This is a genomic window from Paludisphaera rhizosphaerae (assembly GCF_011065895.1).
Lineage (GTDB): Bacteria > Planctomycetota > Planctomycetia > Isosphaerales > Isosphaeraceae > Paludisphaera > Paludisphaera rhizosphaerae.
Genome location: NZ_JAALCR010000024.1, coordinates 24056 through 40265, shown reverse-complemented (window position 1 = coordinate 40265; position 16210 = coordinate 24056). Strand labels below are relative to the sequence as shown.

The following is a 16210-nucleotide window of genomic DNA, read 5'->3' as shown; positions in this document are numbered from 1 at the left end:
AGGGCCTGGCCGCGCATGAACCTCGTGGTTTTTCTCCCCAGCCTTATTGGCGACACCGTCATGGCGACGCCGACCCTTCGCGCACTGCGGAAGGGGTTTCCTTCGGGTCGACTCACGGTCGTCTCTCGGCCGAACGTGGCGCCGGTTCTCGACGGCCTCGACTGGTTCGACCAAGTCATCCACTTCCACCCTCGGTCGAAGGTCGCCGAGCAGCGCACGCCGGCCTTGATTCGTCGCCTGCGAGCCAATCGGCCGGACGCCGCCGTTCTCCTGCCCAACTCGATCCGAACCGCCTGGATTTCCCGGCTGGCCGGAATCGGCCGCCGCGTCGGCTACGATCGATATCTTCGCGGCTGGTTGCTGACGGACCGTTTGCAACCTCCGCGCGACGCTCACGGTAAGCTGCTCCCTTGTCCGATCGTGGAGTATTACCTTGCCACGGCCCGGGCGCTCGGCTGCCATGGCGACGGCGTCCGCCTTCAATTGGCGACCACGACAGCCGACGAAACGGCGGCCGACGAAGCACTCGCCGCGCTGGGCGTTGACGCATCCAACGGCCTGGTCTGCCTGAACACCGGCGGCGCGTTTGGCCCAGCCAAGGCGTGGCCCGTCGAGTCGTTCGGTCGTCTAGCCCGTCGACTGGCCGAGGAGTCCGGCGTGGCGGTCGTCGCCCTTTGCGGTCCTTCCGAACGCGAAGAATCGCGCCGGATTGCTGAACTCGCGGCGCACCCTCGGGTGGTCTCACTGGCCGACCAGAAATTGAGCCTGGGACTTTCCAAGGCGATGGTGAAGCGAGCCGACCTTCTGGTAACGACGGATTCCGGTCCTCGACACTTCGCGGCGGCTTTCGGGACGCCCGTCGTCTCGTTGTTCGGTCCGACTCGGATCGAGTGGACGCGGACGAATCAGCCTAATGCCATTCACCTGTTTCATCCCGTTCCCTGCGGCCCCTGCCAGCGGCCGGTCTGTCCACAGGGACACCATCTCTGCATGAAGCAACTCACCCCCGAGTCCGTTTTCTCGGCCTCGCAGCGGTTGCTTCTGAAACGAACGGACCTCCGAACGACCGCCGAGGATTCGACATGGCGACCTGGCTGATCACCGGCGCTGGCGGCTGGCTCGGCGGCCACGTTCTGGAATCGCTTGAGCCGACGCTTGCACCAGACGACCGCCTGGTCGTCCTGGGGCGGAATCGGCCGAGCGCCTTGCCGAGGGGCCAGTTCGTTTCGGCCGATCTCCACGACAACGATGGGCTCAATCGAGTAGTCCGTGAGGTCGCCCCTGACTTCGTGCTTCATCTCGCGGGGAAGACCCCCCCCGCCGTCGACGATGAACTGTACGAGACCAACGTGCGCGGGACGGAGCGCCTCCTGGAAGCACTTCGTGATTTAGCTGGTCCGACCCGCGTGGTCGTCGTCGGGTCGGCGGCGGAACTTGGTCCGATCCAGCCGGCCGATCTGCCGGTGGTCGAGGACCAGCCCTGTCGGCCAACTCAGGCTTATGGGCGGAGCAAGCTGGCGGCGACGACACTCGCCCTGAGAAACTGGGGCGAGTTGCGAATCGTCGTCGGGCGAGTGTTCAATCTGATCGGACCGGGAACGCCGTCATCGCTGGCGTTCGGACGGTTCGCCACGCAGCTTGCTGCTGCAAAAGACCACTGGGTCGAGATTCAGGCCGGGCGTCTGGATTCGCGCCGGGATTTCGTCGACGTTCGCGACGCCGCTCGCGCCCTCATCGCTCTGGCGGAGCGAGGGCGGCAGGGTCGTGTTTACAACGTGGCTTCGGGACGCTCGTACACGATTCAAGATGGGCTCGATCGACTGGTGAGTCTCAGTGGCCGTACCGCGCAGGTGGCGTTCGACGCTGGGGCCCAGCGAGCGGGCGAGCCGGACGACACCCGCGCTGACATCTCGCGGATCACGGCCGAGGTCGGCTGGGAGCCGAAGATTCCGTTCGAGCGGTCGATCGCCGACCTCTGGGCCTCCGCGCTTGCACGCAATGGAAAAGCCCTGCCATTGACGGCCTGAATGGTCCACCTATAATCGCGGCCTGGGTCGAGGATCGACCCTAACCGGCGTGTGATCAAGGAGGATCGGGTGACGCATCGTCGCTGGCTCATCGGAATCGTGGCCTTTGCGGCGATCCTCGACGTCGCCGCCGTGTGCCGGACGTTGGTTCCGGCGCAGGACGGTCTCAAGTTCCTGGCCGTCGCCCGTCGGTTCCAAACCGATCCCTGGGTGGACGTGATCCGTGGGACGGACCAGCACCCGCTCTATCCGGCGATTGTCGCCTTGGTGCAACCCATCTCGGCTTTGGTCCTCGGTGCGGGGCCCGAATCGTGGCGTATCGCCGGTCAGGGAGTGTCGGTTCTCGCATCGCTCACGCTGCTGCTGTGTCTGTTCGCGCTGGCTCGCGCCGTCTTTGATGAGCGCGTCGCCTTGATCGCAACGTTCATCTACGTCTTGCTGCCGGTCCCAGCGGAAGTCGGTCGCGACGTGCTGGGGAACGCGGTTGGACTGCTCGCGATGACGGCCACACTTTGGTTGGGCTCGCAGGCGATCCGCCGCGATTCCTGGCCGTACGCGCTTGCGGCCGGACTTGTCGGCGGACTCGGCTACACGGCCAGGCCTGAGGCGATCCTCGCGCCCTTGGCCGTCGGTCTGGCGTGCTGCGTCCATCTGGCTCGCACTCGAGGCCTGCGAACGCTCGCCGCGTCGCCCGCCATTCCAGCGCTCGGCCTGGCCCTGTTGGTCTGCGTGGGCGGATACGCTCTCGCCAAGGGGCAGGTCTCCGAGAAACTCGCGCTGAGGCACGCGGCGTCGCTCGGCGCCCAGACGAACGTCAAGCGGAACACGCCTCAGCCATTGCCGCCGGGCCTGGAGCGGGCGAAGCTCGATCTATCTCCTAAAGAGGAATCTGACGACAAGGCCCTCGCTGGTCCGGTCGACGTCCTGAAGTCTGCGGTCCGCCGCTGGTGGGACGCGATGTGCGGCGGATTCGCGATCATGGCCGTTTGGGGCCTTGTCCGGAGCCGGTTCATCCGAGCGACACTCCAATCCGCCCGCGAATCCGGCGCGTCGGAACGCCTGGTTCTCGGGGCTTTTGTCGCGACATACCTTCTCGCCCTGACTCTCCACGGAGCGAAGCTCGGGTACCTCTCAGGCCGACACGTGTTGCCGGTTGTGGTTGTTTCCTCGATCTGGGCGGGCGCTGGTGTGTTCATTTGTCTGCAACGGTTGGGGGAAAGGCTGCCGTTCTCGCGCCGGACGTGGCGAATGGCGGTCGTCGCGGGTGCTGCGGCGGTGTCGACGATCCTCGTCGTCTATCAACTCCGGACTAGCCACGAGAGCCGTCGAGGCCACTGGCAGGCCGGTCGCTGGCTGGCCGCCAATGCACGGCCCGAGGAACGGATCCTGGACACGCGCGGCTGGGCCCGCTTCGTGGCCGATCGGAACGACGGCTACGACTACTGGCACGTCCGGCAGGCGCTCTCGGACCGCGGCCTGGCGTACGTGGTCGTGGGGCGGGATGAGCTTGAGGCGAAGAGTCGTCGGGCCGAAAGCCTGAACGCCCTGCTCGCCTACGCAGCGACGCCCGTGAAGGACTTCCCTGTCGTCGTCGAAGGTCGCGACGTTGGGACGCAGGTTTTCCGCTTGAATCAGCCCGTCTCCTGGGAAGGCTTCGCACCATGAACCTTCGCGCTCTCTGGCGCCGCATCGTCGAGGGTTCCCGCTGGTCGTGGATCGACGAGCGATACCGACCCGCGCTTCCGGCCGACTTCGACGCCTCGGTGATGTCGATCGAAAGCCGCGACCGGCTGCACGCGAAGCAGGGGAGGTCGACCGCCCGCGTCGTCTTCCATGCGGGCGAAGGCCGGCGCATCTCGGTCTACCTCAAGCGCCATTTTCGACTCCCCTGGCCGGCTCGCCTGGCGGCGACCGTCGACCCTTCCGGGAAGCACTCGCCGGGGGCCGCGGAATGGGCCCACCTGGAGCGGGCGCGGACGCTCGGCGTGCCGGTGCCGGAAGTCGTCGCCGTCGGCGAACGGATCGGCCCCTGGTGCGGCTTGCAAAGCTACCTAGCCGTCGCCGAATTGCCGGGCCGCGAGCTGAACGAGATCCTTCCCGGATTGCAGGAGTCGCTCGATCGCGAATTGTTCGAGGCGATGAAGCGTCGGATCGTCCGGGAGATGGCCCGCATGAGCGGAGCGCTCCATCGCGCGAACGTCTTTCACAAAGACCTGTACCTCTGCCACTTCTTTCTCAATCTCGAGAAACTGGCGAGCGACCCTCGCGACGTGGAATTGACGCTGATCGACCTCCACCGGCTTCAGGAACATCGGCTGTTCGCCGACCGTTGGCGATGGAAGGACCTCGGCCAGTTGCTCTTCTCGATCGAGGGCGTCGAGGGCGTTTCGGAGAGGGATGTTCTCCGTTTCTGGATGCATTACCGTCGCGAGGCGCGGTTGAAACGTCCCGAGTGGCAGGCGCGGATGGTCCGGCTCAAGGCTGCCCGATATTCCGCTCACAATCGGGCTTGAGAGAAATCACGACCGATTCACCGGAAAGACTTCAGTCCGGGTTCGCCTGGACGCGATGTAGGGACGATGACGGCTCGCCGGGCGCGGGCTGATGATTCCGAGCAAGGACGCGGAGACGGAACGATGCGGCTGGCCCTGAACTTCCCGAGGGTCGATCCCACGAAAGGCGGAGCCGAGACCTACATCGTGGATCTCTGCCGGGCGCTCGTCCGTCGCGGCCATGGGATCGACCTCTACACGTCGAGTTGGGCGGAAGGAGCCCTGCCGCCTGAAGTCCGCTGCGTCAAGGTCGAGGTCGAGACCCGTTCACGCCAGGCCCAAATCGTCGGCTTCGCCGAGGCTTCCGCCCGTCTTCTCAAGGGCGCTGATTACGATTGCACCGTTGGTTTCATCAATACCTATGAGCATGACGTGATCGTCCCCCAGGGGGGCGTTCACGGCGGCAGCCTGCGAGCGAACTCGCAGCGGTTCGCCAACCCGGTTCTGCGGCGGCTCTACGTGCTCGGCAAGATGCTGAACCCCAAATTCTGGTCGTATCGAGCCATCGAAAAGCGTCAGTACGATCCAGCGCGAGGGGCGCGCGTGGTGGCGGTCAGCCGGATGGTCGCGCGGCACGTCCAGGAGTTCGTCGGCGTGCCGAAGGGGCGAATCCACGTCGTCCATAACGCGATCGACCCGGACCGCGTCGTCGTTCCCCATCCCGGTGCGATCCGCGCCTCGTTTCGGAGCAAGCTGGGCTTCAAGTCGACGGATCTCGTCGGCCTCTTCGTGGGCCACAACTACGCTCTGAAGGGGCTGGAACCGCTCATCCGCGGCCTCGCCGCGCGGCATCGCGACGGAGTCCGGCCGGTTCATATCCTGGTCTGCGGCGGCGGCCGTCCCGGCAAATATCGCCGGCTCGCCGAACGGTTGGGCGTGGGCGAGTTCGTCCATTTCCTGGGCTTCCACGACGACGTCCGCGAGTGCTACTGGTCGAGCGACTTCTTCGTCTCGCCCACCTATTACGACCCCTGTTCGCTGGTCGTCTTCGAGGCGCTCGCCTGCGGATTGCCCGTCGTCACGACCGCCTGTAACGGGGCGAGCGAAATGATGGTCGACGGCCGTCAGGGCTGCGTTCTATCCGCACCCGGCGCTCAGGCCGAACTGGTTGCGGCGCTCGATCTGATGGCCGACGACGAACGACGGGCGGCGATGTCCAAGGCGGCTTCGAAGCTCGGCCGCGAGTGGACCTTCGACCGCCATGTCGAGGCTCTTGTGAAGGTGTTCGAGGCCGTCGCCCAGGAGAAGCGTGGGAAACCGTTGCATTCTCGCGGGCCGCATGCGGGCCGTCGCAAGAACCGAAAGCACGCGGGACGGGGATGACCTGGCCCGGCTGGCTCGAAACAAGATCGTGAACTACGGATGGGAGGGGACGTCATGAAGGCCGTGATCCTGGCGGGAGGCAAGGGAACGCGACTGCGGCCCTACACCCACGTTCTGCCCAAGCCGTTGATGCCGCTGGGCGAAGACGACCCGATGCCGATCATCGAGGTGGTCCTCCGGCAACTCGTCCGCTTCGGCTTCCGCGACGTGACCATCATCACGGGCTATCTCACCGAGCTGATCGAAACCTTCTGTGGCGACGGCCGGAAGTTCGGCGCTAAGATCTCCTATCGCCGTGAGGTGACGCCCCTCGGCACGGCTGGCGGCTTGACGCTCGTGGACCGTCCCCAGGAGCCGGTGCTCGTCATCAACGGCGACATCCTCACGACGCTCGACTACGGCTCGATGTACGACTTCCATCGGACGAGAGGCGCCTCGGCGACGATCGCCTCCTACCCGCGCGAGGTGAAGATCGACTTCGGCGTCCTCCAGTTCGGCGACGATCCTCACGTCTTGACGGGCTACCAGGAAAAGCCCGAGTATTCGTTCCAGGTCAGCATGGGCGTTTACATCCTGGATCCCCAGGCCTGGGACTATCTCGTCGCCGGTCAGTCCGTGACCATGCCCGAGCTGCTGGAAGCCATGCGGACGACCGGCCGGCCGGTCCACTGCTACCGTCAGAAGTGCTACTGGTTGGACATCGGCCGCCACGACGACTACGCCACGGCCAATGAGATCTTCGACAACCGCCGCGCCGCGTTTCTGGGCCGGCCGGAGAAGTCGAGCGTCATGATCGGCCGGGATGAATAACCGGAGTTCCCTTCTTTGAGCTGGACTCTCCCCGCAACCGCCCTTGCCGCCTATCTGATCGGCGGGATTCCCTTCGGCTACCTGATCTATCGCGCGCTGACAGGTCAGGACGTCCGCGAGTCAGGTTCGGGGAACATCGGGGCGACGAACGTCGGCCGCCTGCTGGGGTTCCGGTACTTCGTGCTGGTGTTCGTCCTCGACGTTCTCAAGGGGTTGTTGCCCACGATCGGCCTCCCCTGGCTGATCGATCGGATGGGACACGAAGTGTCGAACGAACTGCCGATCGCCGCGGCGGTCGGAGCGATCCTCGGGCACAACTTCCCGGTTTACCTCGGGTTCAAGGGAGGGAAGGGGGTCGCGACCAGCCTCGGGGCGCTCATCGCCCTCCAGCCGGTGGCGTGCGGCGTCGCGGCGGTTGCGTTCTTTGCTGTCTTTCTGCCGTCGCACTACGTCTCGTTGTCGTCGATGGCGGGGGGCGTGGCGTTCGCCGCTGCTTACTTCCTCAGGACCGCCGCGCCGTGGTCTCCGGAGCATCGCGCCATGAGCATTCTTGTCACGGCCGTCGTGGTGCTGCTGATCGTGCGCCATCGCAAGAACATCAGCCGGCTGCTCGCCGGGACGGAGAATCGGGTGAACTTCGGCAAGCGCAAACCGGACGCTCCACAGGCTCCCCCCTCGGGCAAGGTCGGCCTCGTGGTGGTGGCGGTCCTGGCAGTCGTCGTTGTGATGGCTGGCGTTGGGCTGTGGGTCGTTCAGCAGGCTCGAACGCCCGTTGAAGCCGTTGCGGGCCCGTGGCTGATGCGCGAGACGCATCGGGAGTCCACCGGCCAGCAGCGTGCATCACAGGTGGCGTTCGACGAGTCAGGCGAGCGTCTCGCTGTTCTCTGCCCTCGTTACAACCGTGTACTCACATATCGCGTGCTTCCTGACGCGTCGCTCGCACGAATCACCGAGATCGCCGTCGAAGGGAGGCCGGTCGCGATCGCGGTCGTTGGCAGCAATCTTGCGGTTCTGCAGCGGCCCGTGAATGACGCCAAGCACCTCGGCCCCGGATGGCTGGACGTGTTCGCACTCGAGGGGACGAAGGTTGGGACGAGGGTTGAGGCGGGCTACTATCCCGACGACATGGCCCCGACTCCCGACGGCTCGCACCTCCTCATCGTGGCCTCGGGCCGAGGCGAAGGCGACGACTCCAAGCACGCTCCTCAGCTTGAGGTGTTCGCGACCACGGCCTTGCTGGGATCGACCCCCGCGACCCCGGTGAGCCGGATCGAACTCGTCGACAAGGGCGATCCCGATCGTCTCGTCCTGTCCAATCTGGGGACTCGCGCTCTCGTCACGCTGGATCGTGGGGAACGGGCCGTTGCGATCGATCTCGCGGACCTCTCCGCTCCCCGTGAGGCGGGTCGACTCGACCTGCATGAGGCGAACGAGCCGTATCTCACGCGTTCCGAGGACGGCGACTGGATCGTCGTGCCCGCGCGAGGAGAGCGGGAGGTCGTAGCGATGCCCGGCCAAGGCGCAACCGACATCCATCTCATCGTTGCTCAGCCGGAGGCCGGCGAATTGGACGTCGTCCGCGCCGGGGCCACGCCCACCGTGCTCGGTCGATTCCCCGTCCGAGGCCCGCTCAATCTGGGAAGCGCCGAGGCGAGCGGCCTGGCGTACTGCGGTCGTCGCGGACTGCTCGCGGCGGCGACCAAGCCGGGAACCGTCCACATCGTCCGGATGGAGTCGCGCGCCGATCCCATCGCCGTTCGTCCGCCGGCCGCGCCAGTCCTCTCCCGCTGAGACCGAGGGTTGATTCATCCCGCTCGTTGGTAATGATACCTGGGATCGAACGAAGAACTTCCCAGCGTCGACCACCTGCGAGGATGAACTTCCGATGAAGACCACCGGCTCGGCCGTCTGGAGCGGCGGCATCAAGGACGGCAAAGGGGCGATCTCTACCAAGAGCGGCGCTCTCAGTGATTACCCTTATGGGTTCTCGAGCCGCTTCGAGGGCAAACCGGGGACGAACCCGGAGGAACTCATCGGCGCTGCGCACGCCGGCTGCTTCACGATGGCGCTCTCGCTGATCCTCGGCGAGGCCGGATTGAAGGCTGACCGGATGGAGACCACGGCCGAGGTCTCGCTCGACAAGGACGGCGACGGCTACGCCATCAAGACCGTCCATTTGACGCTGCGGGCCAAGATCCCCGGCGCTGATCAGGCGAAGTTCGAGGAACTGACCGGCAAGGCGAAGGTCGGCTGCCCGGTTTCGAAGCTACTCAAGGCCGAGATCACCCTCGACGCCAAACTCGAAGACTGAACGATCACAGCGGCGGAGTCACCTCGATGATCAAGGTCTCGAAGTCAGCCCCTGGGTATTGTCCCTCGTGCAACAAGACGGTCAGCGACCTTTCCGCCGCGTCGCTCTGTCCGCGTTGTGGGGATCGCTACTTGCCGCAAGGCTACTGCCCGGTTTGCGAGGCTTTCCAGCCTCGCGAACCAGGCGCACTCTGCGCGAAGCACGATGTGGAATTGCTTTCGGAGCCGCCCGCGGGGCCGCCGCTGGATGAGATCCAGGGACCCTGGGTCGAGGTGGCCGGCGGCCTCGACCCGACGCGATGGGAGCCCATGCGGATCCGACTGGAGGCCGAGGGGATACCCACGCTGATCGAAGACGGCCGGATGGGCTCGCGATCGATGTATCAGGTCGCCACCGGCGGGGCCACGCTCAAGGTCCCGGAATCGCTCGCCGCGGATGCTCGAGTGATCCTCTCGCAGACCTGGTCACGCGACGCCGCCGAACTCGGGATCGAGCCCGACGACGATTGGGACGACCTCGAGGATTCCGACGGGCTAGGGGGGGCCGACAGCCGTTCCCGATCTGGGAGGGGCGGATGGTACGCGTTGGTGGTCCTCGAATTACTCGCGTGTGCGGCGTATGTGCTGTACGAGATCAGGGTCTGGTTTCGATGATTTCGCCCTCTCTCATCGCCTCCAGGGTTGCTTGCGCTTTTGCCTTGGACCCATCCAATCCCAGGCCCACGGAGCGGTCAGCCGCTGGAAGACGCGGAGGCCTGATCCGAGCACGACGAACGCCATGAAGAAGAGGATCATCGGCATCAGCGCGGGCAGCACCGCCAGGAAGAGGCCGAGGATCCAGAGAACCACCCATCCCTTGATCAGCAGCCCGACGATATCGATGACTCGAATCTTCGAGGCCAGTTCCTGGAGCCGGCCGGCGGCGATCACGAGGTCGTCGAGGATCGACCCGGCCGGGCCCGAAGGTGCGTAACCGGACCGAGGCCGACGAGCGGGCGGTTGCTGGATTTCGGCGATCGCGTCTCGCGAACGCTCGATCGCTTCGGTCGCCCCGATAGGATCCGCCACGAGGTTCTTCTCGGCGTCCTCAAGTTCACGATCAACGAGCCGAAGCTCGCGTTCGTAGAGATCTCCCTCGCCGCCCCGGGGGCCGCCGCGATCGATCGAGCGGGCGAACGCCGCAGCCTCCCATCGGGCGTCCTTGAGCGACTTGGCGGCGACCTCGTGGGCCAGGTTCAGGCGATCCAGCTCGGCCTTGCACTGGGCCGAGTCGTGGAGCAGATCCTCCAGCCGACTCTGGGAGATGATCTCGCGGGCCTCATCGCTCGACCTCGTGCTGAAAGCGGAGGTCGACTTCATGCGCTCCTCGGCCCTGTTCCACATCTCCATCACGGAGAGCCAGCGCTCCCAGAGCCGGTCCAGATCAACGGCGACCCTCTCGTAAAGGGCGAGCGTCGCTCCCTTCATGGGCTGGGTGTAGTCCGGATCCGTGCTTGGGAGCGTCTTGTGCCGATTTCGAAGCGCGTCGATCTGGTCCATCAACCCGACGGCCCGCTCGCGGAATTCCTTGAACTGGGCTTCCGCTTCCGCCTGCACCTGTCGGTTGCGGCGGTAGAGCATGGCAAGGCCCAGCAGCCCAAGGCCCCCGAAGAGGAGAATCAGGAAGACGGGAAGTTGGATCATGTGAAGGTGAGGCATGAACAAGGATCTCCAGATCGTGCGGCCGAGGCTCATCGCCAGGTTGTTCGTTGCGCGACTTCGCGTCTTGGGCTGAAATCATCCGGGCGGCGATTCTCCGTGCGAAAACCATTCCATGCCTCCTGACGACCTGGCTGGTTTCGCGTGACGGAGGCGACGGATTACGATGTGGGCCCTGAAGGTTCGAACCTCCCCCCAACTGGAGCCCCGTCATGCCGCGCTTCCGCCTCCATCCGTCGATCGTACCGAGCCTTCTCGCTCTGGCCCTGGCTCTCGGCTGGGCCTGGCGTGAAGTGGTCCACGCGAAGGAGGCCAAGTCGATGGTCGCCTCGAAGACGGTCATCGTCGACGATGTGGCGATGTCCGTCTACAAGGACGAGGGAAAACCCGTGGGGAAGGTCGGCCTCTATTTCGACGGTCCGACCGAACTCTGCTCCAGCATGGTGACAGGCCGGTTCGTGATCGACCCCGGCAAGTCTCCCCACCCGCCGCACGTTCATCCCGACGAGGAGATCCTGATCGTCGAGTCCGGGCATGGTTCGATCTTCGTTGACGGCAAGACGACCAAGGTCGGCCCGGGCTCGGTGATGTTCTCGGCCCCGAACGTCCCCCACAACATCACCAGCGATGGTCCCGAACCGGTCGTCTTCTACTTCATGAAGTGGCTGCCTCGGCCGGCTAAGTGAGCCGTCTGCCTCGTCGGCGACAGACCCTCGACCAGGGACCGCGACGGCGTTAGATTGCTTCCATACACCTTGCCGGATTTCGACCGTCCGCTCGTCGTCCCCCGCAAACGTCGGAGCCCGATCGTGCCCGCCATCCTCCCCACCACAGCCCGCGGCCTCCTGGCCGCCGGGTTCCTCGCCCTCGTTGCGACGACGGCTGTCGCTCAACCGCCGCCCCCCTGGGAGTTCCGCGACGGCGACTGCATCGTCTTCGTCGGCGACACCTTCGTGGAGCGCGAACAGCGCTACGGCTATGTTGAGACCGTGCTCACGCTGGCGAACCCCGACAAGAACCTGACGTTCCGCAACCTGGGATGGAGCGGCGACACCGTCCGCGGGCTCTCACGAGCGGGATTCGACCCGCCGGCGGCCGGTTTTCGCGAGCTGGTGAAGCAGGTGACCGACGCCAAGCCGACGGTTCTGGTCGTCGGCTACGGGATGGCCGAGTCGTTCGACGGCCAGGCGGGACTGCCTCGCTTCGTGGAAGGCTACAACGCCCTCCTGGACGCCGTCGCCCCTCTCAAGGCGCGTCTCGTTTTGCTCTCTCCGCTCCCGCACGAGGCGATGGCTCCCCCACTCCCCGATCCCACCGCCCACAACCGCGACCTGGCGGCTTATGCGGAGGCGGTTCGGTCGATCGCGGTTTCACGCGATGCGGCGTTCGTCGACCTTTTCGACATCGTCGGCAAGGCGAGGGCTCGTCGCGAGGATCAGCCGACTCAGTCCGAGCCCGACACCGACAACGGAATTCATCCGACCGACCTCGGCTTCTGGCGGCTGGCAAGCATGCCCGAACTCGGGGTTAAGCCCGGGGCGTATTTGCCGAGCAAGGATCTCAAGACGACCGAACAGGGCGTTCAGTTCACGGCCACGGACTCACGGCTGCCGCTGCCGGCCTCCCCCGCGACGGGGAAGAGCCCCGACGGTGCACGTTCGATCCGCGTGGAGAAGCTCAAGCCCGGCCGGTACACGCTCAAAGTCGACGGCCGAAACGTCGTGACGAAAACCGCGCAGGAGTGGTCGAAGGGCCAGGCACTGCCGACAGGTCCCGAGGCCGAGCAAGTTGAAAAGCTCCGGGCCGCGATCGTCGCCAAGAACCGGCTCTTCTTCTACCGCTGGCGACCCCAGAACATCACTTACCTATTCGGCTTCCGAAAGCACGAGCAGGGCCGCAACGCCGTCGAGATCCCGCAGTTCGACCCCCTGGTCGACGCCAAGGAGAAGGAGATCGCCGCGCTCCGCAAGCCCGTCCAACACACCTTCGAGCTGGTCCGAGAGAGCGAGGCGTCCCGATGAATCAGACCTCCCGTCGCCGACGCCTCGCCGCGGCGCTGTTCGTTCTTTCCCTCGCCGCAACCGCCCGCGCCCAGAACGCCGTTGGGCCTCTGCCCGATCCCGACCCTGAGGTCGAGCGTCAGTCGTTCATCATGGCCGATGGCTTCGAGGTAAACCTCTTCGCCGCCGACCCCCTGATCGCCAAGCCGATCCAGATGAACTTCGACCCCCAGGGCCGCCTCTGGATCGCCAGCTCCGAGGTCTATCCTCAGATCGCCCCCGGCCAGCAGGCCAATGACAAGATCCTGATCCTGGAAGACAAGGACGGCGACGGCAAGGCCGAGAAGACGACCGTCTTCGCCGACGGTTTGCTGATCCCCACGGGCGTCGAGCCCGGCGACGGTGGCGTGTATGTCGCCAACAGCACGGAATTGCTCCACCTGAAAGACACTGACGGCGACGGCAAGGCCGACTCCACCCGCGTCGTCCTCTCGGGCTTCGGCACGGAGGACACCCACCACCTGCTTCATACGCTGCGGTGGGGTCACGACGGGATGATGTATTTCAATCAGTCGATCTACATCCACAGCCACATCGAGACCCCAAACGGCGTCCGTCGCCTCAATGGCGGCGGGATCTGGCGGTTCCGTCCCGAGACGATGGGGCTGGACGTCTTCATCCGTGGCCTCGTCAATCCCTGGGGACATCAGACCGACGCCTGGGGTCAGTCGTTCGCGACCGACGGGGCCGGGGGCGAGGGGATTAACTACTGCCTTCCGGGAGCCTATTACGTGACGGCCGTCGATGCCGTCAGGCTGCTCAAGGGGCTCAATCCGGGTAGCCCGAAGTATTGCGGCCTGGAGGTCGCCGACGGCCGGCATCTCCCCAAGTCCTGGCGCGGCAGCCTGCTGACGAACGACTTCCGGGGCAACCGCGTCTGTCGGTTCGTCGTCAGCGACGACGGCGCGGGGTATTCGTCGCGCGAGCAGTCCGAACTCATCAAGACGAAGCACGTTTCCTTCCGCCCGATCGACGTCCTGATGGGGCCCGACGGGGCGATCTACATCGCGGACTGGTACAACCCGATCATCCAGCACGGCGAGGTCGACTTCCGCGACCCGCGCCGCGACCACACTCGCGGCCGCATCTGGCGTGTGACGGCCAAGAATCGCCCGCTCGTCGAACGCCCCAAGCTGGTCGGCGCCGAGGTTCCAGCGCTTCTCGAAGCCCTCAAGGCTCCGGAGCAGTACACGCGGCGTCAGGCCAAGCGCGTTCTCAAGGAACGCGGTGCGGACGAGGTGATCCCGGCGCTCAAGACCTGGGTCGCCGCCCTCGATCCCAAAGATCCCGAGTTCGAGCGCAACCGACTTGAGGGGCTCTGGATGTACCAGGGTCTCGACGTACCCAACCCGGACCTCCTCAAGCAGGCGCTGGCCTCGAAGGATTTCCGCGTGCGAGCGGCCGGGGCGCGGATCGTCCCGCTCTGGCAGGGGAGGATTCCGGGCTCGGATTCGTGGCTCGACACGCTCGTCCTCGACGACAACCCGCGCGTGCGGCTGGAGGCGGTGCGTTCCCTGGCCGCCATGCCGAGCGGCAAGGCCGCTGCGACGGCCTTCCGTGCGTTGGGCAAGCCGATGGACGCTTTCCTCGACTACGCCCTCTGGCTGGCCGCCCGCGACCTGGCCCCGTCCTGGCTCCCCGCCGTCGAGGCCGGGAAGCTCGACGCACTCGGCGACGCGAAGAATCTCACGTTCGCACTCCAGGCCCTCGGCTCCGCGGCCGTCTTGCAGCCCTTGCTCAAGCTCTACAACGAAGGCCGAATCCCTCACGAACAGGATGCCGCGGCGCTCAACCTGATCGCGACTCTCGGCGGGCCGAACGAACTCGGGACGATGCTCGATGTGGTCGAGAAGAAAGAAGGGATGCCGACCCCGCGTCGCGCAGCGCTTCTGGAGACGCTTGTCCGGGCCGCCCGCGATCGCAAGGTGATCCCCTCGGGAGACCTCGCGCGAATCGGTGGGCTCCTTGACGACTCCGACGCTTCCTTGCGGGCGGCGGCCGTGGCCGCGGCCGGTGCTTGGAAGGTCGCCGCGCTCAAGCCTCGAATTGCCGAAGCCGCGACGGCGATCGACGTTCCCGCACCGGTGCGGTTGGAGGCGATCCGAGGTCTGCTCGCATTCGGCGATCCCGAGGCGTCGGCAGCCGTCGACAAACTTGCGGCGGCTTCTGGCGATCCAGTCGGCCAGTCGCTGGCCCTCGCCGCCCTTGCCGCGAACGGGCCGGCGGCTGTCGCTGAGCGGACCGCTCATTGGCTGGCCGAGCTGAACGCGGCTCGCTTCAACGAAGCACAGTCCGTCCTGGCGGCCTTCGTCGCACGTCGAGACGGACCGGCTGCCCTCGCGAAAGCGCTGGCCGCCGTGAAAGTCGATCCGGACCTCGCCAAGCTCGCCGTCCGCGACATCCGCGCCAGCGGTCGTCCGGCGCAGGAACTGGTCGACGCCCTCGCGAAGGCCGGCTCACTCGGCGAGACCAACCGAACCTACTCCGCGGCCGAGAAGACGGCGATCCTTGCTGAATTGGCCAAGGGCGATCCGGCCCGGGGCGAGGCCGTCTTCCGTCGCGACGAGATGACCTGCCTGAAGTGCCACGCTGTCGCCGGTGCTGGTGGGCAGGTCGGCCCCAGCCTGGAGAGCATCGGCGCGAGCGCCCCGGCGGATTACCTGCTCGACTCCGTCCTGGAGCCGAACAAGGCTGTGAAGGAGAACTTCCACTCGACGGCTGTGGCCACCGAGGACGGTCGAATCCTGACCGGTATTCGCGTTCGGCAGACGGACAAGGACCTCGTCCTCCGCGACTCGGAAGACAACGAGGTCTCCATTCCGCTCGCTTCGATCGAGGAACAGAAGGTCGCCGGCTCGATCATGCCGGCGGGCCTCGTCGAACCTCTGACGCGCGGCGAGCTGGTCGACATGGTCCGGTTCCTCTCGGAACTGGGCAAGATCGGCGACTACGCCGTCAGCAAGGAGCGCGTTCTGCGTCGCTGGCAGTCCCTGATGTCGACCAAGGAGTCGGCCACGGCGATGATTCGGACCAGCGTCGAGGCGGTGATCCACGGCCAGGAGTCGATGCCCTGGAAGCGGTATTACACCACGGTCGCCGGTCGCGTGCTGCCTCGCGAACTCCCCGCCGTCCCTCGCGTCGGCGGGGCTCCGCCGATCTCGTTGCTTCGCTCCGAAGTTGAGGTGACGACTCCCGGCGCGGTGCGCTTGAAGTTCGACTCGGGTCGCGATCTGGCGGTCTGGGTCGAAGGCCGTCGCATCGAACCCGATCCCAAGAACGCGGACGCCTTTACCGTCGACCTGGGCGCGGGCGTCCACGCTTTCTACGTGGCGTTCGAGCCGGGGCGCCGTCCTGACGGCTTCCGATGCGTTCTCGAGGACGTCGAGGGCTCGCCGGCGAAGGCTCGTCCGGTCCTCGGCAAGTGACGGAG

At 65.9% G+C, this 16210-nt stretch carries 13 protein-coding genes; 12 read left to right on the top strand and 1 reads right to left on the bottom strand.

Annotation, left to right across the window (positions count from 1 at the left end; genetic code table 11):
• Window positions 1–15: 15 nt before the first annotated feature.
• From waaF to G5C50_RS24810, 9 genes are all read left to right on the top strand, one after another.
• Window positions 16–1098 carry a lipopolysaccharide heptosyltransferase II gene (gene waaF, locus G5C50_RS24850; RefSeq protein WP_165073671.1) on the top strand — a complete coding sequence of 361 codons (1083 nt, stop codon included), beginning with the start codon at window positions 16–18 and terminating at the stop codon, window positions 1096–1098.
• On the top strand, window positions 1083–2027 hold the full coding sequence (locus tag G5C50_RS24845; RefSeq protein ID WP_165073670.1) for an NAD-dependent epimerase/dehydratase family protein: 945 nt from the start codon (window positions 1083–1085) through the stop codon (window positions 2025–2027). The genes waaF and G5C50_RS24845 overlap by 16 nt, the downstream gene beginning before the upstream one ends.
• A 69-nt stretch (window positions 2028–2096) precedes the next feature.
• Entirely contained in the window at window positions 2097–3692 is a 1596-nt protein-coding gene (locus G5C50_RS24840; protein ID WP_165073669.1) for an ArnT family glycosyltransferase, read from the top strand.
• Entirely contained in the window at window positions 3689–4540 is an 852-nt protein-coding gene (locus G5C50_RS24835; RefSeq protein WP_165073668.1) for a lipopolysaccharide kinase InaA family protein, read from the top strand. The genes G5C50_RS24840 and G5C50_RS24835 overlap by 4 nt, the downstream gene beginning before the upstream one ends.
• A gap of 123 nt (window positions 4541–4663) precedes the next feature.
• Window positions 4664–5902 carry a glycosyltransferase family 4 protein gene (locus tag G5C50_RS24830; protein ID WP_165073667.1) on the top strand — a complete coding sequence of 413 codons (1239 nt, stop codon included), beginning with the start codon at window positions 4664–4666 and terminating at the stop codon, window positions 5900–5902.
• A 54-nt stretch (window positions 5903–5956) separates the two neighbouring features.
• Window positions 5957–6712, top strand: a complete 756-nt coding sequence (locus G5C50_RS24825) for a sugar phosphate nucleotidyltransferase (protein ID WP_165073666.1) — start codon at window positions 5957–5959, stop codon at window positions 6710–6712.
• A gap of 15 nt (window positions 6713–6727) precedes the next feature.
• Window positions 6728–8503 carry a glycerol-3-phosphate 1-O-acyltransferase PlsY gene (gene plsY / locus G5C50_RS24820; protein ID WP_165073665.1) on the top strand — a complete coding sequence of 592 codons (1776 nt, stop codon included), beginning with the start codon at window positions 6728–6730 and terminating at the stop codon, window positions 8501–8503.
• A 94-nt stretch (window positions 8504–8597) separates the two neighbouring features.
• Complete coding sequence (locus G5C50_RS24815; protein WP_165073664.1) at window positions 8598–9023, top strand: OsmC family protein; 426 nt, start codon at window positions 8598–8600, stop codon at window positions 9021–9023.
• 26 nt (window positions 9024–9049) lie between these two features.
• Window positions 9050–9676: a hypothetical protein gene (locus tag G5C50_RS24810; RefSeq protein WP_165073663.1), complete on the top strand. Its 627-nt coding sequence runs from the start codon at window positions 9050–9052 to the stop codon at window positions 9674–9676.
• 12 nt (window positions 9677–9688) lie between these two features.
• Here G5C50_RS24810 and G5C50_RS24805 read toward each other — a convergent pair whose 3' ends face one another.
• A complete protein-coding gene (locus G5C50_RS24805) occupies window positions 9689–10720 on the bottom strand; it encodes a type IV secretion system protein (RefSeq protein ID WP_165073662.1) in 1032 nt (343 codons plus the stop codon).
• Between the two features lie 212 nt (window positions 10721–10932).
• Here G5C50_RS24805 and G5C50_RS24800 point away from each other — a divergent pair, with 212 nt between their 5' ends.
• The 3 genes from G5C50_RS24800 to G5C50_RS24790 all read left to right on the top strand — a co-directional run bounded on the left by G5C50_RS24800 (window position 10933) and on the right by G5C50_RS24790 (window position 16205).
• A complete protein-coding gene (locus G5C50_RS24800) occupies window positions 10933–11406 on the top strand; it encodes a cupin domain-containing protein (protein ID WP_165073661.1) in 474 nt (157 codons plus the stop codon).
• A 123-nt stretch (window positions 11407–11529) separates the two neighbouring features.
• Window positions 11530–12741: an SGNH/GDSL hydrolase family protein gene (locus G5C50_RS24795; RefSeq protein ID WP_165073660.1), complete on the top strand. Its 1212-nt coding sequence runs from the start codon at window positions 11530–11532 to the stop codon at window positions 12739–12741.
• Complete coding sequence (locus G5C50_RS24790) at window positions 12738–16205, top strand: PVC-type heme-binding CxxCH protein (protein ID WP_165073659.1); 3468 nt, start codon at window positions 12738–12740, stop codon at window positions 16203–16205. Before G5C50_RS24795 ends, G5C50_RS24790 begins: the two co-directional genes overlap by 4 nt.
• Window positions 16206–16210: the final 5 nt, after the last annotated feature.

Excerpts from the sequence above, each read along its gene's own strand:
- waaF (WP_165073671.1), top strand. The coding sequence starts at position 16 with ATGAACCTCGTGGTTTTTCTCCCCAGCCTTATTGGCGACACCGTCATG.
- G5C50_RS24845 (WP_165073670.1), top strand. The coding sequence starts at position 1,083 with ATGGCGACCTGGCTGATCACCGGCGCTGGCGGCTGGCTCGGCGGCCAC.
- G5C50_RS24835 (WP_165073668.1), top strand. The coding sequence starts at position 3,689 with ATGAACCTTCGCGCTCTCTGGCGCCGCATCGTCGAGGGTTCCCGCTGG.
- G5C50_RS24830 (WP_165073667.1), top strand. The coding sequence starts at position 4,664 with ATGCGGCTGGCCCTGAACTTCCCGAGGGTCGATCCCACGAAAGGCGGA.
- G5C50_RS24825 (WP_165073666.1), top strand. The coding sequence starts at position 5,957 with ATGAAGGCCGTGATCCTGGCGGGAGGCAAGGGAACGCGACTGCGGCCC.
- G5C50_RS24815 (WP_165073664.1), top strand. The coding sequence starts at position 8,598 with ATGAAGACCACCGGCTCGGCCGTCTGGAGCGGCGGCATCAAGGACGGC.
- G5C50_RS24810 (WP_165073663.1), top strand. The coding sequence starts at position 9,050 with ATGATCAAGGTCTCGAAGTCAGCCCCTGGGTATTGTCCCTCGTGCAAC.
- G5C50_RS24805 (WP_165073662.1), bottom strand. The coding sequence starts at position 10,720 with ATGCCTCACCTTCACATGATCCAACTTCCCGTCTTCCTGATTCTCCTC.
- G5C50_RS24800 (WP_165073661.1), top strand. The coding sequence starts at position 10,933 with ATGCCGCGCTTCCGCCTCCATCCGTCGATCGTACCGAGCCTTCTCGCT.
- G5C50_RS24790 (WP_165073659.1), top strand. The coding sequence starts at position 12,738 with ATGAATCAGACCTCCCGTCGCCGACGCCTCGCCGCGGCGCTGTTCGTT.